The sequence below is a fragment of the Inquilinus sp. Marseille-Q2685 genome, from assembly GCF_916619195.1.
GTDB lineage: Bacteria > Pseudomonadota > Alphaproteobacteria > DSM-16000 > Inquilinaceae > Inquilinus.
Genome location: NZ_CAKAKL010000001.1, coordinates 832,017 through 852,762, shown reverse-complemented (window position 1 = coordinate 852,762; position 20,746 = coordinate 832,017). Strand labels below are relative to the sequence as shown.

The window sequence follows — 20,746 nt, the reverse complement described above, 5'->3', positions numbered from 1 at the left end:
GCCGCCTCAATCCTCTTCCGCCGCCAGCTGCGCCAGGATCCGGCCGCGGCCCATCTGGCGCAGCACCATCGGCACCACCACGACCAGGACGGTGATCGCCAGCAGCGTGATCGAGATCGGCGAGGAGACCAGGATCATCGGGTCGCCCCTGCTGTTCTGCAGCGCCCGGCGCAGCGGCAGCTCCGCCATCGGGCCCAGGATGAAGCCGACGACCACCGGCGCGATCGGGTAGTGGAAGCGCCGCAGCAGGTAGCCGAGCAGACCGAAGGCCAGCAGCAGCCCCAGCTGGAACGACGACGGATTGGCCCCGATGGTGCCGAGCGTGGCGAAGACCAGGATGCCGCCATACAGCCAGGGGCGCGGGATCGACAGCAGCCGGACCCACAGGCCCACCAGCGGCAGGTTCAGCACCAGCAGCATCGCATTGGCGACGAACAGGCTGGCGATCAGCCCCCAGACCAGGGCCGGGTTGCTCTCGAACAGCAGCGGGCCGGGCTGGATGTTGTACTGCTGGAACCCGGCCAGGAGGATCGCCGCGGTGGCCGAGGTCGGCAGGCCCAGGGTCAGGAGCGGCACCAGCGTGCCGGCGGCCGACGCGTTGTTCGCCGCCTCCGGCCCGGCCACGCCCTCGATCGCGCCCTGGCCGAACTCCTCGGGGTGCTCCGACAGCTTCTTCTCGGTGGCATAGGACAGGAAGGTCGGGATCTCGGCGCCGCCGGCGGGCATCGCCCCGATCGGGAAGCCGAACAGCGTGCCGCGCAGCCAGGGCTTCCAGGACCGCTTCCAGTCCGACCGGCTCATCCAGATCGAGCCGCGGATCGCCTCGACATGCTCCTCGGTGCGGCCCTGGCTGCCGGCGACCGACAGGGATTCGCCGACGGCGAAGAGCGCGACCGCCAGGATGGTGACGCCGATGCCGCCCAGCAGCTCCGGGGCGCCGAAGGTCAGCCGCGCCCGGCCGCTCAGCTCGTCCAGGCCGATCAGGCCGATGGCGAGGCCGATCGCCAGCGAGGTCAGGCCCCGCATCGGCGAATCGCCGAAGGCGGCGGAGACGGTGACGAAGGCCAGGATGATCAGCGCGAACTTCTCCGGCTCGCCGAAGGAGATCGCGATCTTGGCCACCTCGGGCGCGACGAAGGCCAGGGCCGCCGTGGCGATCAGCCCGGCGACGAAGGACCCGATCGCGGCGGTGGCCAGGGCCGGCCCGCCGCGGCCGGACCGGGCCATCTTGTTGCCCTCCAGCGCCGTGATGATCGAGGCGCTCTCGCCCGGGGTGTTCAGCAGGATCGAGGTGGTCGACCCGCCATACATGCCGCCGTAATAGATGCCGGCGAACATGATCAGCGACCCGCCGGGGTCGAGGGAGTAGGTGACCGGCAGCAGCAGCGCCACGGTCAGGGCCGGGCCGATGCCGGGCAGCACGCCGACCGCGGTGCCGAGGGTGACGCCGATCAGGGCGTAGAGCAGGTTGACCGGCTGGAGGGCGACGGCGAAGCCCTGGGCGAGGAAGCTGAAGGTGTCCATGGCGTCGGGCCCTTACGAGAACAGCCGTTCCAGCGGTCCCGCCGGCAGGGTCAGGTCCAGCCCCTTGGAGAAGATGAACCAGACCACGAAGGCGAAGACGATGCCGATCGGGATGGTCCGCCACAGCGGGCCTCGGCCGAAGCCCCGGACGGTCGCGGCGAACAGGAGGCCGGTCGCGATCGAGAAGCCGGCCGTGGTCAGCAGCAGCATCTGGGCGGCCAGGCCGCCGACGATCCAGGCGATGGGCGGCAGGTCGTCCTTCTCGCGCGGCGGCGGGTTGCCGCGCCAGGCGTCGATCGCCGTCCACACCGCCAGGATCAGCAGCAGCCCGCCGATCAGGCGGGGGAAGATCGCGGGCCCGAACCGGGCCGCGAACCCCCTGACATTGAGCTGGCCGGCGTCCCAGAACAGCACCGCGGCGACGACGGCCAGGGCCGCGGCGATGCCCAGGACCGGCCAGTCCGGCCGGCGTTTCGCGGCGTGTTCCGGGGCGGTGCTCATTCGGCCAGACCGACGTCCTTGAGGATCTGCTCGGTGGTGCTGATGTCGGTGGCCAGCTGCTTGTCGAACGCGTCGCCGGCCAGGTAGGTGTCGGTCCAACCCTTGGTCTTCAGCGTCTCCTGCCAGGTCTTGGACTTGGCCAGCTTCTCGATGTCGGCGGCGACGGCGGCCTTCTGCTCGGCGCTCAGCCCCGGCGCGGCGGCGACCATGCGCCAGTTCTGCACCACCACGTCCAGCCCGGATTCCTTCAGGGTCGGCGCGTCGACGCCGGGCAGCCGCTGCTCGCTCGACACCGCCAGGACGCGCAGCGCCCCGGCCTTCACCTGGGCCTCGAACTCGCCATAGCTGGAGATGCCGGCCGTCACCTGGCCGCTCAGCACCGCCGCCAGCGCCTCGCCACCGCCGGAATAGGCGATGTAGTTGATCTCGGTCGGGTCCACCCCGGCCGCCTTGGCGACGAGGCCGACCGTGATGTGGTCGGTGCCGCCGGCCGAGCCGCCGGCCCAGGTCACGCCGCCCGGGTCCTTCTTCAGGCTCTCCACCAGCTCCTGCACCGATTTCAGCGGCGAATCCTTCGGCACGACGATCGCCTCGTACTCGCCGGTCAGGCGGGCGATCGGGGTGACGTCGGCCAGGGTCACCGGCGACTTGTTGGTGATGATGCCGCCGACCATGACGTAGCCGCCGACGATCAGGGCCTTCGGGTCGCCCTTGTTCTGGCTGACGAACTGGGCCAGGCCGACCGTGCCGGCGGCGCCGGGCACGTTGACGACCTGGACGCTGCGCGAAATGCCTTCGGCCTGCAGCGCCTGCTGCATCGACCGCGCGGTCTGGTCCCAGCCGCCGCCGGGGCCGGCCGGCGCCATGATGGTGTAGTCGTTGGCCCGGGCCGCCAGCGGCAGCGCCAGGATGGCCGCCACAGCGGCGATCGCCAGTCTCTTCATGGGTGTCCTCCCCCTGATCGGTTTGGTTTTGGCCGAAAGCATAGCATCCCGCGCCGTCAGGGCGCAGGCCGGTCGCTTATCGGCCGCTGGTGATGGATGGAATTCGGATCGGCCGCCGGTCGCGGCGCTCTGGCATCTCGGGTGAAATCGGGACCTCCCTGGCCTGTTGCTTCCGCCCGGGCATCGCGATCGGCCCGGTTCCAGGGATCAGTCTAGCCGCCGAACCTGTCAGCGTCCTGTCATCGGGTCCAGGCCGTCCGACACCAGGCGCCGCCAGGTCTGCAGGAACCGCTCGCGCCGGCGCTCGTCCAGTGCCACCAGCAGCGACGGGCCCAGCGGGATCGGCTGCAGCGCGCCCTCGGCCTTGCCGGCGATGCTGCCGGCGGTCCAGGGGCCGGAGATGTCGGGCATGATCGCGCCGAGGCCGGTGACGCCCGCCGCCAGGGCCTGGCCGCGCGGCGACAGCAGGTAGTCGACGAAGGCGCGGGCCAGCTCGGCGTCCGGTGCCGTGCGTGGGATCAGCGCCACCCGGGTCATGACCAGGGCGTAGTCCTCGGGCACCACCACGCCCAGGCGCTTGCCGGCGCTCTGCCGCGCGAAGGCGTAGGAGCCGAGCAGGTTGTAGCCGAGGATCAGCTCGCCGTTGACGATCCGGTCCAGCATCTCCGGGCTGCTGCCGCTCAGCTTCGCGTCGACCCGGCCGAAGGCCGCGGCCAGCCGCCAGAAGTTGGAGGAGATCAGCGCATCCTGGCTGGCCAGCAGGTGGCCGATGCCGCTGATGGCGATGTCGTAGGTCGCGACCTGGCCGCGGAACCGCTCCGGCTGCGCCTCCAGCAGCGCGATCAGCTCGGCATGCGACCGCGGCACCTCCGCCTCGGGCAGCAGGTCGGGATTGTAGGCGATCACTGCCGGCTCGAAGGTGAAGCCGATCGCCTCGCCCCGCCACTGCGCCCAGTGCGGCAGCCGGTCGAGCCAGGGCGAGGCATAGGCCTGGGCGAAGCCGTCATTGGCCAGCTTCACCTGCAGGTCGGGGGCGGAGCTGATCAGCAGGTCGGGCACGGGCGACAGCTGCCCGCTCGACGCCGCCTGGTACATCGGCAGCGTGTCGGTCTCCCGGTACACCACCCGGATCTCCGGCCGCAGCGCCTGGAAATCGGCGATGAAGCGGGCGAAGAGCGGGGTGTCGGTGGCGCCCAGGATGGTCAGCGTCCGCTCGCCGCCGTCCGGCGCCGGGTAGACGGTGGTGCCGGGCGCGGCCCGGCTCGGTTCGATCGTCATCGCCAGCAGCGCCCCGGCCAGCAGCAGTGCCGCAGCCGGCCCGTGCGGCCGTCGCCGCACGGCCTCGGCGACCGGCAGCGCGACCTCGACCCGAAGCCCGCCGCCCGGGCGGTCCAGCAGGGCCAGCGTGCCCCCATGCGCCTCGGCCACGGTGCGGACGATCGACAGGCCCAGGCCCGACCCCGGCCGGTCGCGGCTGCCCTCGCCGCGGGTGAAGCGCTCCAGCACCAGCGCCTTCTCGGCCTCCGGGATGCCCGGGCCGCGGTCGGAGACGCGGATCACAGCCCGGCCGCGATCCAGCACGGCCTCGATCTCGACCGCGCCGCCGGGCGCATGGGTCAGGGCGTTGTGCACCAGGTTCCACAGCATCTCGCGCAGGGCCACGCGGTCGCCGCTGATCCCGGCCCGCGCCGCCTCCGGCGTCAGCGCGACCGACAGCCGTGCAGCCTCCTCGGACTCCAGGCGCTGGCGCACATCCTCGATGATGGCGTCCAGCGGCACGACCGTGGCCTCCCGCGCCTCGAGGCGATGACGCACGGTCGCGTCCATCAGCAGCTGGTTGACCAGGTGGCTGGCCTGCACGGCATTCTGATGGATGCGGACGACGCGGTCGCGCAGCCGGTCGGGATCCTCCTCGTCGACCGCCACCTCGGCCTGGGCGCGCAGTGAGGCCAGCGGCGTGCGCACCTGGTGGGCGGCGTCGGCGACCAGGCCGCTGACCCGCTCCATCACGCTGCGCAGCCGGGCGATGAAGTCGTTCAACGCCCCGGCCAGCTGCTGCACCTCGACCGGCACCGGCACCTGCACCGGCGACAGGTCCTCCGGCGCGCGGCGGCGCAGCTCCCGCTCCATCACCACCAAGGGCGCGAAGGCGTAGCGGATGCCGAACCAGACCAGGCCGAGGGCGACGAGGCCGAGGGCGGCGAGCGGCAGGGCGGCCTGGCCCAGGATCTCCGACGCCAGCGCGGCCCGGGCGCCGCGGGTCTCGGCGACGCGGATGGTGGCCCAGCCGGCCTTGCCCTCGACGAAGACCAGCCGGCCGACCGTGGCGATCCGCACCGCCTCGCCGTGATAGGTGCCGTCGGTGAAGCCGGGCGTGGCCGAAGCGGCCGGCGGCAGCCCGGCGCCGAGGTCGCGATAGCCGGTGACGAAGGCGCCGTCCGGCGCCGCGACCTCGTAGAACACCCGGTCGTCGTCGGAGAAGTCGAGCATCGCCAGCGAGGCGGTGGGCAGCTCCACCGTCACCGCGCCGTCCTCGATCTGCACCGCGCCGGCGATGGTGAAGGCCGAGGCGGCGAGCAGCCGGTCGAAGGCGCTGTCCGACGCGCCGCGGGCATAGTCGCGGATCAGGGCCACCAGCCCGATCCCGGCCAGCAGCAGCGCCAGCACGGTCAGCGCCAGCATGCGCCGCCGGATCGAGGCGCGGCCGGCTTTGGCGGTCACTCTCGGTGTCCGCGCGGCTGAACGCGATAGCCGGTGCCGCGCAGAGTGACGATGTCGATGTCCGCGCCCTCCAGCTTGCGGCGGACGCGCGAGACCAGCAGCTCCAGCGCATTGACCGAGACATCGGCCTCGTCGCCGAACAGCTGGATCATCAGCCGGTCCTTGGCCGCGACCTGGCCGGCGCGGGTCAGCAGGATCTCCAGCAGCCGGAATTCGCGCCGGCCGAACTCGACATGCTGGCCGGCGACGGTGACCGCCTGGCCGGCCAGGTCCAGCGTGACGTTGCCATGCGCCACGGTGCTGCTGGTCTGGCCGGCCGGGCGCCGCAGCAGGGCGCGCAGCCGCGCCTCCAGCTCGCGCAGGTCGAAGGGCTTGACCAGGTAGTCGTCGGCGCCGAGGTCGAGCAGGCCGACCTTGTCGTCGATCTCGGACCGGGCGGTGACCACCAGCACCGGCGCGTCGACGCCGCGCCGGCGCAGGTCGCGCAGCACGGCGAAGCCGTCCTGGCCCGGCAGCATGATGTCCAGCAGCACGGCGTCGAAAGCGTCATGTGCGGCGGCTTCGACCGCCGCCAGCCCGTCGCGCACCCATTCCACCGAATGGCCGGACTTGCGCAGCCGGTTCTCCACCGCCTCCCCGAGATCGGGATTGTCTTCGACCAGAAGGATCCGCATGCGCTCTTCTTGTCGGAAAGCACAGGCGCCGGCAAGGCGATCGCGCAGAAGATCTTGTCAGGCAGCGTCCAGCAGATGGCCCGACGGCCCGTACCCCACCTTCCAATCGGCGATGCAGCCGAGCGTGCCGCATTTACGGCACCGGAGCCCGACATAGAGCCAGCGCACGTCTCCGTTATCGTGCAGCGAGAAGCCGACGCCAATATTGGCCTGGTCGGAACGGCATTTACAGCGCCACGGTTTCAGCTCCGCCTCGGCCCCATACTCTTCGCTGTCGCAGACGAAGTGCGCAGTCGAGCATCGCGTGCAGCTGCGCCGCACGCACCCTTCGTCGGCATCGGCTTCCACCCTGAAGTCGATCGATGAGCACGGGCATTGCGCCAGGCGGAATGCCGAAATCGGCGTGCTCTCCACGTACGCCCGCAGATAGGCCTTGATGTCCAACGGATGCGTGCCGACCCAGTATTTTTCCGTCTTATCGATGGTCATGATCGGCCCCTCACCATCTCCCAGAAGCATCGTATTGGATGTTGGGCAGGCACCAAATGTGTGCCGCGCGTCTACCGGCGAGCATGTAGTTTTCCTAACCCGCAGGCAAAGAACTTCCCGTTTGTCTCCTCCGCCCGACGGGCGCATCTGTCGGGGACAACGGAAGGAGAATCGAGGATGAGCACGACCGAACGGGTGGCGATCGTCACCGCTGCCAGCAAGGGCATGGGCGCCGCGATCGCGCGCGAGCTGGCGCGGCGCGGCTACCGGCTGGCGCTGTTCGCCACCTCCGACGCGGTGGACGCGCTGGCGGGGGAGCTGGGCGGCATCGCCGTGCGCGGCTCGGTGACCGAGCCGGCGGACCTGCAGCGCCTGGTCGACGCGACGCTGGAGCGCTATGGCCGGATCGACGCGCTGGTCAACAACACCGGCCATCCGCCCAAGGGCGACCTGCTGGCCATCCCGGACGCCGACTGGCATCTCGGCCTCGACCTGATCCTGGTCAATGTCGTGCGGCTGGCCCGGCTGGTGACGCCGGCGATGGAGAAAGCGGGGAAGGGCGCGATCGTCAACATCTCGGCCTTCGGCGCGGCGCAGCCCGGTGCGGCCTTCCCGGTGTCCTCGGTGCTGCGGGCCGGGCTGTCTGCCTTTACCAAGCTCTATGCCGACCGCTACGCCGAAGCCGGCATCCGCATGAACAGCGTGCTGCCCGGCTTCATCGACAGCTATCCGGAGAAGCCGGAGCTGATCGCCCAGATCCCGGCGAAGCGCTTCGGCACGGTCGATGAGATCGCCGCGACCACGGCGTTCCTGCTGTCCGACGAGGCCGGCTACATCACCGGCCAGAACCTGCTGGTCGATGGCGGGCTGGTGAAGGGGATTTGAGCGAGGCGGGCGCACACCCCTCATTGTCATCCTCGGGCTTGACCCGAGGATCCAGGGGCCATCAAGAACCGTTCTTGAAAGCCCCTGGATTGCCGGGTCAAGCCCGGCAATGACAGGGAAGGGGGATGGCCGTTTGAGCCGTCACTCCTCACGCGATATCGGCCGAGACGATCTTCTGCACCCCGGCCGCGGTCATCGCGGTCCACGCCTTGGCCAGCGACCCCTCGGCGTCGATGCCGCGGCAGGCGTCGTCGACGACGAAGGCCTCGAACCCTGCCTTGCGGGCGTCGATGGCGCTGAAGCAGACGCAGAAATCGGTGGCCAGGCCGACCGCGAAGACGCGGCGGATGCCGCGCTCCTTCAGATAGCCGGCCAGGCCGGTGGCCGTGCCGTCGGCCTCGTTGAAGGCGGAGTAGCTGTCGAGCTCGTGGTGGTAGCCCTTGCGGATCACCAGCTGCGCGGTCGGCAGCTTCAGTTCGGCCGCCAGGTCGGCGCCCGCCGTGCCCTGGACGCAGTGGTCGGGCCACAGCACCTGGTCGCCATACGGAAGCTTGGCCATGTCGAAGGGCTTTGCACCTGGATGTGCGGAGGCGAAGGAGACATGGCCCGGCGTGTGCCAGTCCTGGGTCACGACGATATTGCGGAAGCGGTTCGCCAGGGTGTTGATCACCGGCACCACCTTGTCGCCGCCGGTCACCGCCAGGCTGCCGCCGGGCAGAAAGCAGTTCTGCACGTCGATGACCAGCAGCACGTCGGCGTCGCCCGGCGTGATGGTCGCGGCGGCGGCGACGCCGGGCCGCAGCCAGGCGCTCGCGGCGACGGCGCCGGCAGCGGTCAGGAATGCGCGGCGGCTGATCCGGGACATAATTTCCCCTCCACGTCATGCAATGCCGGAAGGCTCGCATGGCGGTGGAGAGGTTAACAAGTCCTGAAGCTGGAGCGTCAGGCCGCCTTCGCTGTCTGGCCGCGCGCCGGCGTCCCGGCCTTGTCCTTCTTCGTGGCCTCGCGCGCCTCCGCGTCGGTCATCGGGCGGGCGGCGAGGCGGCCGGCGATGACGCTGACCGCCATCAGCTGGAAGAAGTGGAACAGCATGACCGGCGCCAGCACCAGGCCGAGCTGCGGCGAGGTGCCGAACATCAGCCGGGCCAGCGGCACGCCAGTGGCCAGCGACTTCTTCGAGCCGCAGAAGGTCGCGGCGATGGTGTCCGGCAGGTCGAAGCCGATCAGGCGGCAGACGCCCCACATCACGGCGAAGGCGGTGCCGAACAGCAGCACCACGCCGGCGACGATCTCGACCAGCACGATCGGATCCTGCTGCGACCAGATGCCGGACGCCATCGAATCGGCGAAGGAGCCGTAGACGATCGCCAGGATGATCACCCGGTCGGCCATCTTGATCCGGGCGTAGTGGCGGTTGGCCCAGGCGCTGAGCAGCGGCCGCACCAGCTGGCCCAGCACGATCGGCAGCACCACCAGCAGCGCCACCTTCAGCAGCACCGGGCCGATCGGCATCGGCGCGCCCTGGCTGTGGGTGTACCAGGCCATCAGCAGCGGCGTGATCGCGACGCCGAGCAGGCTGGACAAGGTGGCGTTGAAGATCGAGGCCGGCAGGTTGCCGCGCGCCAGCGAGGTCATCGCCACCGAGGAGGAGATGGTCGAGGGCAGGACGGCCAGGAAGAAGAAGCCCAGCAGCAGGTCCGGTTGGATCCAGCCCTCGCCCAGCGCGCCCGCGCCCAGAACCAGGGCCGGGAACAGGATGAAGGTGCCGGCGGTGGCCACCAGATGCAGCCGCCAATGCGACGCGCCGGCCTTCATCTTTTCCGGCGCCAGGGTCAGGCCGTAGAGGAAGAAGACGACCGAGACGCCGTAGGTCGAGATCCAGTCCCAGTGCAGGGGGCCGCCCGTGAGGCCCGGCGTGGGCCAGAGACACGCCGCGAGGGCGACGAGGGGAAGGGCGATCATGAACCAGTCGGGCTTAGCCCGGCGTGCCTTGCTCATCACTCACTCGCGTCTTGCTCGGGTGACCCGTGCATTCCGTATACAAGATAGGATGGAGCGCGCCCGGACCACCCCCGATCCGGCATGGGTGTGTTGCAGTGCGGAACTGCTGCTGCGGATGCGAAAAGTTAGGATACCCGCAATGACTATCCGTCGTCGTCATTGCGGGCCCGCAGGAGCGTGGCGATCCGGCAGCTTCGGCCCTATGGATCGCCACGTTCACGGCTCAAGGCCGGATGCCCACATCAACAACGAATTCGTGCACTCACGGAATTGAGCACGGGTCTGGTGTTGTTGGGGCTGGTGCCTCTGCCGCCACCGTTGCTTTGCATGCGCCGGCGTCAATATAGGCGATGGATGGTGTCCAACTGACCACGTCGTTGATATTGTTCCCGGCTCCGCCGTCGTCGACAACGAAGAGCACCCTGTCGCCCGCGGCGACGTTGAGGCTGTTGACGGTGGTTCTAAAGCCGCGGTCATCGGAATTGCTGCCGATTGGCCGCGTCTCGAACACGGTCTCCGTGGTCGTCGCGCCATTGGGACTGGTGTGCTTGAGAACCACCTGCACACCTACTCCATCGCCTATTCTGCTCGGCTGGTCGACGTCCAAAGGGCTGATGACGGCAAAGCCGCGTATCGTGACGGTGCCCGCTTTCGGAGCCCTCCAGACCCGCGCCACCGGGATTCCGGGCCCAGGTTGCATGGTCCATTCATCAATGAACGGCGGAGCGTCCATGTTGCCCATCTGCCAGCGCTTGGTGTTGGGATTATAGGTCATGCTACCGAAATCTTGGCCATCCCTGGAATATGCATAGCCCCAGTTCCGAACCCACTGCGTGGAATCGAAGTCCCGCGCGCCAAACCATACTTCTGTTTCGGTCTCTGGTATCTTGCAGTTGTCAGAAATGTCAAATTTATAAAAGGTCATAAAAGTGCCATTGTTGATAAATTTACTGCCGTAAAGATAGCCATTAGGATGGTTGTTGCTAGTATTGCCGTAAATATTGTTGCTAAGAACGCCGGTCGGGGCCGATGTTCCCAATCCTGGCACCGGCATCCCGTCGGGATCCAATTTGCACTCCCTGTCTCCCTCGGTTAAGAAGGCCACCTCGTTGTGGGGCAAGACTCTCTCGCCGAACCCATAGTTGACCACCACGTTTGACGAAACAGTTGCATTGGCATTATTCCCTTTGAAGCCGAGGACTTCGATGCCTGCCCCTGCCGTGGTGCCAACATAATTCCCGATGGTAGACACGTTGCTCGTCCACGCCTGATAGGCCACGCCAGTCATGTCGGTGGATCCGGAGTCTTGGGTGTCGACGATAATGTTGTTGACGACCCGGGAGTCCCTGGTGTTTTGGATAAGGATAGCAGCGGTTCCCTTTGGTGCATAACAGCCAACAGCCCCGCTGATCCGCGAATTGATCACCGTCGCGTTTTCGACGAAGTTGAGCTGCAGCGCATTATCGCAGGTCGATTCGATGAGTCTGGGCTGACCATCGTCATTGATCAGAGATAGCTGACTGAACACTGCATCTTCGACGACCGGCGTGAACTCTAAGCCTTTTCCCAATCCTTCGTAACGAGTCGTCGTGATCGACTGTTCATTGTTCTCGCCCCTCACGCCCACGACCTGAAGCCCGGTCAGCGGTATCTCTTCCGGCGGCAGAACTGAAAACCCCGCGATCAGTATTCCAATATTGTTGTGGTGCACATACACGTTTTCGATACGAAGGTTACGCTTCCCTGGATTGGTATAGTATATGTGGATGCCGTACTTGAGTTTCGCCGTGTTGTCTTTTCTGCCGTCGACCTCCAGATCGCGCACCACGAAATTGCTCGGGTTGAGCAGGGCGATACCGACCTCTTGCAGGGGGCGGGACCCACCGACATCAATAGCGTCGCTGTTGTACGCGATCACCGGTGGTTGTTCACTGTCTTTGCCATAGGCATCCAGCACGATGGGGGCGGTATCCGCGCCCTCGCCCCGCAGCCATAGCATCTTGTTCCATCGTGCGCCCCGGGCCAACCGGACCCGGTCGCCCGGGCCGAGCGTCTTCCTGCTGATCCAGGTGAAGTCGCACCATGCAGTATCCTCGGTGCGTCCACCGTTTGTTGCGTCGCTACTGCAACCAGGCAGCTTGTTGTTGATGTAGTATGTCGTTCCTGCGTTCGCCGCGTCGGTCGGCACGGCCGCGATTGCCGCCGCCAGGGCGGACGCTGGTATCAGGCGACACACAACTTTTGGGATGATGCAGTGTTTCATCGTTCTTCCTTTCGGCGCCAATCGATGGTGCAAATGGACAAAAAGTTCATGTAAGCAATAATTTCTAAGCGAGGAGATTTATAACAATAATATCAATATTGATCAATAATAACTCTCTATTTCTGATCGAGCCATTGAATGCGAGTCGGAAGGTCGACAGCATGGGGAGGCGCATTGTTGAATCTGTAGGGTTGTGTCGGTGTGCTGATTGTCGTCATGGAGGCGCTATTGATGCTGTGAAATGGCCGTTCGTCTCTCCCGGTATGCCATATATCACAATTCCTCTTATGAGAATATATTGGCAACGCCGCAGTTTGGAAATATAGTTTAAATGGCAGTCTCTATTGTGAAATGCTGGATCTCTTAACGGATTCGAGATCATCAGTCGACCCGACACAGGAAATAGGCAGTCCGGCGTGTCGAAGGGCAGGCGGTTCAGCGCGCCGCCTGCATCGGTAGGTCGCTGACCGCCAGACCTCCGAGAGCCATCAGCCGGTCGATCAGCCGGCCCGCCGACCGGCCCGGACGGTCTTCAAGATCCTCACCGGGCCTTCTTCTCCTCGCTGTTCAGCAGTTCGACCATGGCCTTGCCGCGATCGAGGGATCCGGGACGCAGCACATCGACCAGCGCCTGGCGCAGTACCTGGTCGCCGCCGCTCTCGTCCAGCCTCGAGAACACCACGGCCGGGTCGATCTCATGCTCCTTCATGAAATCCCAGGCGCCGTCGCTGCCCTTCTGTCCGGCGACGCCGGCCAGGATGCCGACCATGTCCTTCGCCTCGTCATGGGTCAGGGCGATGTACTCCGTCGGCTCGGGCCCGCCCGGGAAATAGATCGTCATCTCCTTGGTGTATTTCTCCGAGGCCTCCTTCGCCAGCTGATCGAGGGGCTTGGCGCGGCGGCTCTCGATCTCCCGCGGCGCCTGTCCCTGGAAGCCGGTCTGGGCCAGAAAGGCCTCGCGCGCGCCCGGGTCCTTCACATCCTCCGACAGGAAGCGGACGAATTCGACGGTCGGGTCGTCGGTGTACACGACGCGGTCCAGCCCGAGATCCCGCCTGCCGAGATCCTTCTTGTCGATGCCCGGGCCGGAATTGGTGTTGCCGAAGATCGGGAACTCGGCCTCGGCGATGCCGTCGATGACCCGCCGGAACATGTCGGACCGCCGGTCTTCCGATTTGACCGCCGAGATCAGGGCGACGGTCTCATAGGGCGAGTGGTCGGCCGATGCCGTCATGGCCGTGAGATCGAGGAAGGCGTCCTGCTCCCTGTCGCTCAGCGCCGCGAAGGCTTCCGGCGAGGTCACGCCCTCAAATGTCCTCGCCAGGGCGGATTTGTCTCCCAGCCCGTGCTTTTCCAGGACGTCCTCCGCGTCGCGGGACAGCTTCAGCAGGTCGCCGTTATTGTCCCGGTATTCGAGGTTCTTCTGCAGGAACCGGTCGTCCAGCGCCCCGGATGCGCGGCCGGCGAAGGAGGCCCAGAGCCTCTTCCCGTCCTCGCCGCGGCTGAGCGACTGGCCGAGGCCGACGATCTGGGCGTCGGTGAACTGCACCGAGAGCGTGCCCTGCTGCTCCCCCTGCTTCTTCAGGGCGGCCTGCCACAGCGGCTCGTAGACCGACAGGTTCTTCAGGTCCTTCAGCACGGGGATGGGCAGGTAATGGCTGATGTGCCCCTCGTTGTAGGCGGCCATGCCGGTGCTGGAGAGCTGATAGATATCGTTGTTCTGCCCGGTCCGCTGGGCGTGCTGGTTCTCGTAGTCCCAGCCGATCAGCGGTTTCCGGCTCAGCTCGTAGGTATGGACCGTGTTCTTCTCGGTCCTGGTCTCGCCGCGCGTGATCGTCTTGCTCTCCAGCGGGACCAGGAAGGACGGGCGGCTGCCCTTGGTGTCGCGCCTGGTGACGGACTCGATCTTGATCCCGGGCATGATCTCGTCCCCGGGCTTGAGCTGGCCGCGCAGGAAGTCGTTCAGGTCGCTGCGCGCGTCGGCATAGGCGCCTTCGGCCCGTGCGATCGCGTCCTGCCGCTCCTGTTCGTCCTCCGGGTCCGTGGAGACGGGCTTCGCCTTGGCGTCCGCCAGCGTCCGCTCGGCGCCGGTGAAGGCGTCGCGCACGGTCCTGTAGGTCTCGCCCGTGCTGCCGCTGAAGCGCCCGTCCATCCCGGTCGCGCCGGGGATCAGGCCTTCGGTCAGGTAGCGGTCCAGCGCGGCGCGCGTCCCGGCGTCCAGCGCCGGCTTGCCGTCGGGGCCGGGCGGCGCCGTGATGGCCAGGGACTCGCCGCGAAGCTTCGAATCCCAGAAATGGCCGCCGGGGCCGACGCCGAAGATGCCCGCGTTCCAGGACCAGTCGCTCTTCGGCTCGTCGTAGCGCGCGACGGTCCAGCGGCCGTCGCCGGCGCGGCTGATGTCGGTGGTGACGTTCATCCCGCTGCCGCGGCTGTAGCCGGCGTTGACATAGGCGTAGAAGCCCATGGCGCGGAACGAGGCCGAATCCTGCGTGGTCGACGCGACGCGCACGCCCTGCGGCAGGTCCAGCGCGGTGATCTCGCCGGCGGCGAGCCTGCGGTGATAGTCCTTCGCCTTCCGCTCGGCCGCCTCGACGTCGCCACCGACGACGTCGACCGAGACCTCGACATTGCTCGATTTCCCGGCGCTGATGCCGAGGCCGGCGGACTTGCCGCTCTTGCCGTACATGCCGCCGAGATCGAAGGCGAAGACCGAGGGATCGGCATAGCTCACATTCGGCGTCCGGCCGTCGGTGCCGCCGCCCATCAGGTTCAGGCGGGTGGTCGGCCGGCTCGGATCGTAATGCACCCCGACCTGGCCCAGCGTCCAGCCGGTGCCGCCCCAGAGCGTGCCGCCGGTCAGCCCGCCGCCATCCGGATCCCAGGTCACCATCGGCCAGACCTGGTAGCGGTTGGTGCCCCATTCGGTCAGCGCGCCGATGCCGCTCGGCACCCACTCGCCCGACTGGGTCTTGCCCATCTGGAACTGCAGCCCATAGGAGTGATAGGGCTGGGTGCTGAGCGGCATCTTCGGCCCCAGCCCGCCCAGCGGGCCGCCCAGCGCCCCGCCGAAGCGCTCGACGGTGCCGTCGGGCGCGTTGGCCCAGTTCATGCCGAGGACCGTCGGCCTGCGCCCGCGGCTGCCATCCGCCTCGTCGGTCTTGCCAAGGAAGAGATTGACCCCGCCGCCGAGCGCGCTCCAGTTCCCCCAGATCTTGCCGAAGCGCGAGTTCGGATCCTGCTCCTCTCCCTTCAGCGCCCGCGGCTGGCGCTGGACCTTGGTCAGGAAGTAGGTCTCGCCCGTATCGGGGAAGACCTGGAAGAAGCCGTGCGCCTGGTATCGGATCCGCCGCTCGTCCTCGCCCTGCTGCGGCAGCCGGCCGGCGGCCTTGTCCGCCGCGCCCTGGCCCGGCAGGTTGTGCTTGTCGAGCCAGTTCCCGAACGCCTTGAGCTTGCCGCTGGTGCCGTCGATCACGGTCTGGGGATAGCCCTTTACCAGCCCGAACAGCCCGACGCCGCCCAGCGGATCCGTCATGCCCTTCGTCATGACGTTGCCGCCCATCATCACCAGCGAGTTCTGCAGGCTGGGGGTCTGCGCATACATGATCGGGTTGACGTATTTGATTTGCTTCTCGCTGCTCGGCGTGGTGAAGCCGAGCGCGATGGTCTCCGCGTCCTCGGCCGACACCACCGACTTCATGCCCGGCAGCACGTCGGTCCCGAGGATGTCCTGGGCCGTCTTCAGCTGCTGCGCGCCGTAGATCTCGGCGGACTGGTCGCCCCAGGGCGCCTTCACGGCCTGGCCGGTGGCGGGATTCTTGCCGCCGGCCAGGTCGGAGATGGCGATGGCGGCCGCCGGGGTATCGACGAACATCTCCTGCAACTGATCCACCGAGCCGAGGCCCCAGCGCTCCCAGACCGGCTTGAGCTTCGCCTGGCTGACCGGATCGTAGCCGCCGTGGAAATGCGCGCTCCAGGTCGCTTGGATCGACAGCGCCGTGCGCGGGTCGACGCCCATGTTCAGCATATGGCCGAGCGGGCCGTCGATCTTCTGCAGCTTCGCATAGTCCGCGGCGGAGATGTCGCGGCCCAGCTGGTGCGAGGCGACCTCCCACGGGCGCTCGACCAGCGTCCGCCGCAGCTCCTCGCGCGAAACCCCCATCTGCTCCCAGAGCGGCTTGCGCGACTGCCCGGTCAGCGGATCCTTGCCGCCATACATGCTGACGAAGGCCGCCTGGTCGAGCGGATTGCCGTCCGCCATGGTCTCGGCCAGCTTATCGGTGGGAACGCCGTAGAGCTGCTCCGGCGTCTGGCGGTCCTTGCCGTTGGCCGTGCCGCCCAGGTAGCGGGCCGTGAGATCCGCCCTCAGGGCGAGGTCCGGCTCGGTCTTCGGGTCGTAGCTCGGGGCATAGGGCTGCGGCGCATCGGGCTGCGCGGCCTTCTCGACGAAGACGACCTGGCCGACGTCCAGCTCTCCCAGGTCGACATGCGGGTTATGCTCATGGGCCTTTTTCAGGTCGCCGTCGAAGAGCTCCCAGGACGTGTCGTCCGGGACGACCTTGTGGGCCTCCTCGTCCGGCCGCAGCTCCGGCTTCTTCCCGTCGACGGCGGCGCGCTGTGCCAGGGCATCGCGCACCGCCCTCTGCCAGTCGGCATCCGGCTGACCGCTCCCCCGGTTCGGCTGCGAGGCGCGACGGATCGCGTCGAGGGAGCGGATGCTCATCTGGGTGATCTCCTGTCTGGCCGCTGCCCTGGGCGCCTGAACCGCATATCAAAATAGGATCGGATGCCTTCTGACCACCCGCGATCCGGCATAAACGATTTGCAGCGCGCAGATGAGATTGCGGTAGCGCCTGACGCGATGATGCGTTCTCAGCCGACTCGCCAGAGGAAATACGGCCAGTCCGACGTGTCGAAGGGCAGGGCGGTCCAGCGCGGGGCCTGCATCGCCCGGTCGCTGACCACCAGGCCGCCGGGCGCCATCAGCCGGTCGATCAGCGCCGCCAGCCAGCCGGCCTGGGCGGCGTCGCGGGCCTTGTCCTCGCTGCCGAAATCGGCGTGGGCGAGCGCGGCGAGAGGATGGCCGGGCAGGGCGGATAGCGTATCGCGGAAATCGCCCAGCACCAGGTCGGCCCCGGCCGGCGCCGCATCCGCCGGCGCGTGCAGGTCGCGGTCGAAGGCGATGATCTGCCGCTCCGGGAACAGCTTGCGCAGATGGCTGTAGGTGCGGCCTTTGCCCAGCCCGATCTCCAGCACCGGGCCGGGCATCCCGCGGATCTCCTCCGCCGCCCGCTCCAGCGCCCGGCGCTGGGTGGTGAGGCGGGCGATCATGCGGTCGAGACGGCTGTCCATGGGCGGCTCCGGTCGAAGGGCGGGGCGGGTGGCAGCGGAGCACAGTCGGCACCGGATCGCCATCGTTTCGGACGCCCCTTGATCAGAGAGCGGCTCTAACCATATGGCTGAGCAACCACTCACTCATTCTGGATCATGGCCCGTCCTCTCAGCGAAGAAAAGCGCGACGCCATCCTGGCCGCCGCCGCCGAGCTGATCGCCGCGCTGGGGCTCGGCGCCTCGACCGCCAAGATCGCGAAGGCGGCCGGCGTCGCGGAAGGGACGCTGTTCACCTATTTCCCGACCAAGGACGATCTGCTGAACCAACTCTTCCTCGAGATCGAGACCGATCTCGCCGCTGCGGTGCTCGCCGCCGGCCCGGCGGGCAGCGATCCGCGCGACCGCGTCCGGCAGCTCTGGGACCGGATGATCGACTGGGGGCTGGCCAACCCGGTCCGGCGCAAGGCACTGCGCCAGCTCAAGGTGTCGGGCCGCATCCGGGCCGACATCCTGCGGCGCTTCGACGTCCAGTTCCGCGAGGCCCGCGCGGTGGTCGAGCAGAGCCTCGCCGGCCACTGCGATCCGGCCCGGATGCCGTTCTACATCGACACGGTCCTGCTCGGGCTGGCGGAGATCGTCATGGACGCGATCACCGCGAATCCCAAGGACCAGGAGCCGATCCGGCAGGCCGGCTTCGACCTGTTCTGGAAGGGCACGGCCGCCTGATTCGTTTGCTCGAATAATGAGCGCGGACTCACTCAACAAAGGAGCGATCTCATGCCGAACCGCAACGGTTTCACCGAAGCCGATGTGCCCGCCCAGTCGGGCAAGTGCCTCATCGTCACCGGGGCCAACACCGGCATCGGCTTCGAGGCGTCGCGCGTGCTGGCGGCGCGCGGGGCCCGGGTGCTGCTGGCCTGCCGCGACCGGGCGAAGGCCGAAGCCGCGATGGCGCGGATCCGCCAGGCCAGCCCGCAGGCCGACCTGGCCTTCCTGCCGCTCGACCAGGCGGATCTCGCCAGCGTCCGCGCGGCGGCGGAACTGGCGGCGCGGGAGCCGCGGATCGATGCCCTGGTCAACAATGCCGGCGTCATGGTCCCGCCGCTGACCCGCACGAAGCAGGGCTTCGAGCTGCAGTTCGGCGTCAATCATCTGGGCTGCTTCGCGCTCACCGCGCTGCTCCTGCCCAAGCTGGCCGAGACGGAGGGACGGGTCGTCGTGACCTCCAGCATCGCCCATCGCGGGGCGGCGCTCGACTGGGAGGATCTCAACGCCGAGAAGGGCTACGATCGGTTCCGGCGCTACGGCGCCAGCAAGCTCGCCAATGCGCTGTTCGTCTTCGAGCTGGACCGGCGCTTGCGCGCCTCGGGTTCTCCTGTCACGGCAGTGGGCTGCCATCCAGGCATCGCGAAGACCGACCTGGGGCGCCATTTGGGAGCGCTCCACATCCTGCTGTCGTTGATGAGGCTCTTCCTCAACAGCACCGCGATGGGCGCCTGGCCCACCCTGCAGGCGGCGACCGGGCGTGTGACGCCGGGCGGCTATTACGGGCCGACCGGCATCCGGGAACTCAGGGGCGTCTCCGGCGAAGCCTCGCTCGCCGCACAGGCTCGCGATCCCGGGCTGGCGCGGCGGCTGTGGGACGTCTCGGTCGCGATGACCGGGATCGACCCGGGCCTGCCGGCGGCGGAATGAGAAGGCCCAGCCCGGGCTTGGCTTCCCGCCGCTCGGCTTGGTAAGGAAAGCGGCGCCTCGCCGCCCGGAGGCCGCAGCGAAAGGACCGATATGCTCGACCGCCGTACCCTGCTGAAGCTGGCCGCTGCCACCCAGATGTTCGGGATGTTCGGAGGGGCCACGGCCCTGGCCGCGCCGCCGGCCGGGCTGCGCTACGGCGAGGCCGGGCCGTTCTCCTATGACTGGCTCAAGAACCGCGCCCGGACGATGGCCGCCGGCCCCTACACCCCGCCGCCGCGGCCGGACCCGGCGATCGTGGAAGCGATCGACTACGACGCTCACGGCAAGCTGAAGTACAAGCCGGAATACGCCCTCTACGGCGACGGCCAGCCCGGCGCATATCCGGTCACCTTCCAGCATGTCGGGCGGTTCTTCCCGAAGACCGTGAAGATGCACGCGGTCGACCCCGCCGCCGGCACGGCGCGCGAGATCCTGTACGACCCGCAATACTTCACCGTCGGCCCGGACAGCCCCGCCGCCAAGCTGGCGCCCGAGCCCTCCGCCTTCGCCGGCTTCTGGATCCAGGAGGCCAAGGACAAGACCGACTGGAAGACCGAGGAGCCCTGGGTGGCTTTCCTCGGCGCCTCCTATTTCCGGGCCAAGGGCGAACTCGGCCAGGTCGGCCTGTCGGCCCGCGGCATCACCATCACCCCCGGCTCGGGCGGGCCGGAGGAGTTCCCGGACTTCATCGGCTACTGGTTCGAGCCGGCGAATTCGGACGCCGACGCGGTGACGGTCTACGCCCTGCTCGACGGCCCCAGCCTGACCGGCGCCTACCGCTTCCTGATGCGCCGCACCGCCGGGGTGGTGATGGACGTCGAGACCACCTTGTTCCTGCGCCAGCCGGTCGAGCGCCTGGGCGTGGCGCCGCTGACCTCGATGTTCTGGTACTCCGAGACGGTGAAGAAGACCGCGATCGACTGGCGGCCGGAGGTGCATGACAGCGACGGGCTGGCGATGTGGACCGGCAGCGGCGAGCACATCTGGCGGCCGCTGAACAACCCGGCCCGGATCGTGATCTCCAGCTTCTCCGACCAGTCGCCGCGCGGTTTCGGCCTGCTGCAGCGCGACCGCAACTTCGACCACTATCAGGACGGCGTGCGCTACCATCTGCGCCCCTCGGCCTGGGTCGAACCGCTGGGCGACTGGGGCCGCGGCCAGGTGCAGCTGGTCGAGCTGCCGACCGACGACGAGATCCACGACAACATCGTCGCCTACTGGCACCCCGAGGCGCCGACCAAGGCGGGCGACGAGCTGCCCTTCGCCTACCGCATCCACTGGATGGCGGACGAGCCCTATCCGACGCCGCTGGCCCGGGTGGTGGCCACCCGTCTCGGCCGCGGCGGCCAGCCCGGCCAGCCGCGCCCGGAAGGCGTGCGCAAGTTCATGGTCGAGTTCCTCGGCGGCCCGCTGAAGGATCTGCCCTTCGGGGTGAAGCCGGAGCCGGTGTTCTGGGCCTCGCGCGGCACCTTCTCCTCCTACACCCTGATGGAGGCGGTGCCGGACGACGTGCCCGGCCATTGGCGGGTTCAGTTCGACCTGGCGGTCGACGGCGACGACCCGGTCGAGATGCGGCTGTTCCTCAAGGCCGGCGACCAGGTCGCGTCCGAGACCTGGCTGTTCCAGTACCGCCCCTTCGTCTCGGATGCGAGGCCGGTGGGGAACTGACCGGGAGCGGCCGG

At 68.1% G+C, this 20,746-nt stretch carries 15 protein-coding genes; 4 read left to right on the top strand and 11 right to left on the bottom strand.

Features of this window, described 5'->3' with window-relative positions:
* Nucleotides 1-6 precede the first annotated feature (6 nt).
* The 6 genes from LG391_RS04020 to LG391_RS03995 all read right to left on the bottom strand — a co-directional run bounded on the left by LG391_RS04020 (nucleotide 7) and on the right by LG391_RS03995 (nucleotide 6,853).
* The gene (locus LG391_RS04020; protein ID WP_225766663.1) at nucleotides 7-1,524 is read right to left on the bottom strand and encodes a tripartite tricarboxylate transporter permease; all 1,518 of its coding nucleotides are present in this window, start codon (nucleotides 1,522-1,524) and stop codon (nucleotides 7-9) included.
* A 12-nt stretch (nucleotides 1,525-1,536) separates the two neighbouring features.
* Complete coding sequence (locus LG391_RS04015) at nucleotides 1,537-2,025, bottom strand: tripartite tricarboxylate transporter TctB family protein (protein ID WP_225766662.1); 489 nt, start codon at nucleotides 2,023-2,025, stop codon at nucleotides 1,537-1,539.
* Nucleotides 2,022-2,969 (bottom strand): tripartite tricarboxylate transporter substrate binding protein, encoded by a 948-nt coding sequence (locus LG391_RS04010; RefSeq protein ID WP_225766660.1) that lies wholly within the window; start codon nucleotides 2,967-2,969, stop codon nucleotides 2,022-2,024. The genes LG391_RS04015 and LG391_RS04010 overlap by 4 nt, the downstream gene beginning before the upstream one ends.
* A 228-nt stretch (nucleotides 2,970-3,197) precedes the next feature.
* Nucleotides 3,198-5,690, bottom strand: a complete 2,493-nt coding sequence (locus tag LG391_RS04005; RefSeq protein ID WP_225766659.1) for an extracellular solute-binding protein — start codon at nucleotides 5,688-5,690, stop codon at nucleotides 3,198-3,200.
* Nucleotides 5,687-6,364, bottom strand: coding sequence for a response regulator transcription factor (locus LG391_RS04000; protein WP_225766657.1), 678 nt, complete (start codon nucleotides 6,362-6,364; stop codon nucleotides 5,687-5,689). Before LG391_RS04000 ends, LG391_RS04005 begins: the two co-directional genes overlap by 4 nt.
* 57 nt (nucleotides 6,365-6,421) lie before the next feature.
* The gene (locus LG391_RS03995; protein WP_225766655.1) at nucleotides 6,422-6,853 is read right to left on the bottom strand and encodes a hypothetical protein; all 432 of its coding nucleotides are present in this window, start codon (nucleotides 6,851-6,853) and stop codon (nucleotides 6,422-6,424) included.
* Between the two features lie 177 nt (nucleotides 6,854-7,030).
* On the opposite strand from LG391_RS03995, the gene LG391_RS03990 reads away from it, so the two are divergent.
* Entirely contained in the window at nucleotides 7,031-7,738 is a 708-nt protein-coding gene (locus LG391_RS03990) for an SDR family oxidoreductase (protein ID WP_225766653.1), read from the top strand.
* A 148-nt stretch (nucleotides 7,739-7,886) separates the two neighbouring features.
* Here the strand turns inward: LG391_RS03990 and LG391_RS03985 are convergent, their stop codons facing one another.
* The 5 genes from LG391_RS03985 to LG391_RS03965 form a co-directional block, all read right to left on the bottom strand.
* Nucleotides 7,887-8,603, bottom strand: a complete 717-nt coding sequence (locus LG391_RS03985; protein WP_225766651.1) for a nicotinamidase — start codon at nucleotides 8,601-8,603, stop codon at nucleotides 7,887-7,889.
* A 77-nt stretch (nucleotides 8,604-8,680) separates the two neighbouring features.
* Nucleotides 8,681-9,736 (bottom strand): bile acid:sodium symporter family protein, encoded by a 1,056-nt coding sequence (locus tag LG391_RS03980; RefSeq protein WP_225766650.1) that lies wholly within the window; start codon nucleotides 9,734-9,736, stop codon nucleotides 8,681-8,683.
* Nucleotides 9,737-10,001: 265 nt separating this feature from the next.
* Entirely contained in the window at nucleotides 10,002-12,002 is a 2,001-nt protein-coding gene (locus LG391_RS03975) for a hypothetical protein (RefSeq protein ID WP_225766648.1), read from the bottom strand.
* A gap of 541 nt (nucleotides 12,003-12,543) precedes the next feature.
* Nucleotides 12,544-16,722: a hypothetical protein gene (locus tag LG391_RS03970; RefSeq protein ID WP_225766646.1), complete on the bottom strand. Its 4,179-nt coding sequence runs from the start codon at nucleotides 16,720-16,722 to the stop codon at nucleotides 12,544-12,546.
* A 149-nt stretch (nucleotides 16,723-16,871) separates the two neighbouring features.
* Nucleotides 16,872-17,351, bottom strand: coding sequence for a class I SAM-dependent methyltransferase (locus tag LG391_RS03965; RefSeq protein WP_225766644.1), 480 nt, complete (start codon nucleotides 17,349-17,351; stop codon nucleotides 16,872-16,874).
* A 135-nt stretch (nucleotides 17,352-17,486) separates the two neighbouring features.
* Between LG391_RS03965 and LG391_RS03960 the strand changes: the two genes are divergently transcribed.
* The 3 genes from LG391_RS03960 to LG391_RS03950 all read left to right on the top strand — a co-directional run bounded on the left by LG391_RS03960 (nucleotide 17,487) and on the right by LG391_RS03950 (nucleotide 20,732).
* A complete protein-coding gene (locus LG391_RS03960; protein WP_225766642.1) occupies nucleotides 17,487-18,056 on the top strand; it encodes a TetR/AcrR family transcriptional regulator in 570 nt (189 codons plus the stop codon).
* Nucleotides 18,057-18,107: 51 nt separating this feature from the next.
* Nucleotides 18,108-19,025, top strand: a complete 918-nt coding sequence (locus tag LG391_RS03955; protein ID WP_225766640.1) for an oxidoreductase — start codon at nucleotides 18,108-18,110, stop codon at nucleotides 19,023-19,025.
* Between the two features lie 90 nt (nucleotides 19,026-19,115).
* Nucleotides 19,116-20,732: a glucan biosynthesis protein gene (locus LG391_RS03950; RefSeq protein ID WP_225766638.1), complete on the top strand. Its 1,617-nt coding sequence runs from the start codon at nucleotides 19,116-19,118 to the stop codon at nucleotides 20,730-20,732.
* The last annotated feature ends 14 nt before the right edge of the window (nucleotides 20,733-20,746 follow it).

What these genes read in the sequence shown, in the direction of transcription:
- LG391_RS04020 (WP_225766663.1), bottom strand. Translation starts at nt 1,524, where the DNA reads ATGGACACCTTCAGCTTCCTCGCCCAGGGCTTCGCCGTCGCCCTCCAG.
- LG391_RS04015 (WP_225766662.1), bottom strand. Translation starts at nt 2,025, where the DNA reads ATGAGCACCGCCCCGGAACACGCCGCGAAACGCCGGCCGGACTGGCCG.
- LG391_RS04010 (WP_225766660.1), bottom strand. Translation starts at nt 2,969, where the DNA reads ATGAAGAGACTGGCGATCGCCGCTGTGGCGGCCATCCTGGCGCTGCCG.
- LG391_RS04000 (WP_225766657.1), bottom strand. Translation starts at nt 6,364, where the DNA reads ATGCGGATCCTTCTGGTCGAAGACAATCCCGATCTCGGGGAGGCGGTG.
- LG391_RS03995 (WP_225766655.1), bottom strand. Translation starts at nt 6,853, where the DNA reads ATGACCATCGATAAGACGGAAAAATACTGGGTCGGCACGCATCCGTTG.
- LG391_RS03990 (WP_225766653.1), top strand. Translation starts at nt 7,031, where the DNA reads ATGAGCACGACCGAACGGGTGGCGATCGTCACCGCTGCCAGCAAGGGC.
- LG391_RS03985 (WP_225766651.1), bottom strand. Translation starts at nt 8,603, where the DNA reads ATGTCCCGGATCAGCCGCCGCGCATTCCTGACCGCTGCCGGCGCCGTC.
- LG391_RS03980 (WP_225766650.1), bottom strand. Translation starts at nt 9,736, where the DNA reads ATGAGCAAGGCACGCCGGGCTAAGCCCGACTGGTTCATGATCGCCCTT.
- LG391_RS03975 (WP_225766648.1), bottom strand. Translation starts at nt 12,002, where the DNA reads ATGAAACACTGCATCATCCCAAAAGTTGTGTGTCGCCTGATACCAGCG.
- LG391_RS03970 (WP_225766646.1), bottom strand. Translation starts at nt 16,722, where the DNA reads ATGAGCATCCGCTCCCTCGACGCGATCCGTCGCGCCTCGCAGCCGAAC.
- LG391_RS03965 (WP_225766644.1), bottom strand. Translation starts at nt 17,351, where the DNA reads ATGGACAGCCGTCTCGACCGCATGATCGCCCGCCTCACCACCCAGCGC.
- LG391_RS03960 (WP_225766642.1), top strand. Translation starts at nt 17,487, where the DNA reads ATGGCCCGTCCTCTCAGCGAAGAAAAGCGCGACGCCATCCTGGCCGCC.
- LG391_RS03955 (WP_225766640.1), top strand. Translation starts at nt 18,108, where the DNA reads ATGCCGAACCGCAACGGTTTCACCGAAGCCGATGTGCCCGCCCAGTCG.
- LG391_RS03950 (WP_225766638.1), top strand. Translation starts at nt 19,116, where the DNA reads ATGCTCGACCGCCGTACCCTGCTGAAGCTGGCCGCTGCCACCCAGATG.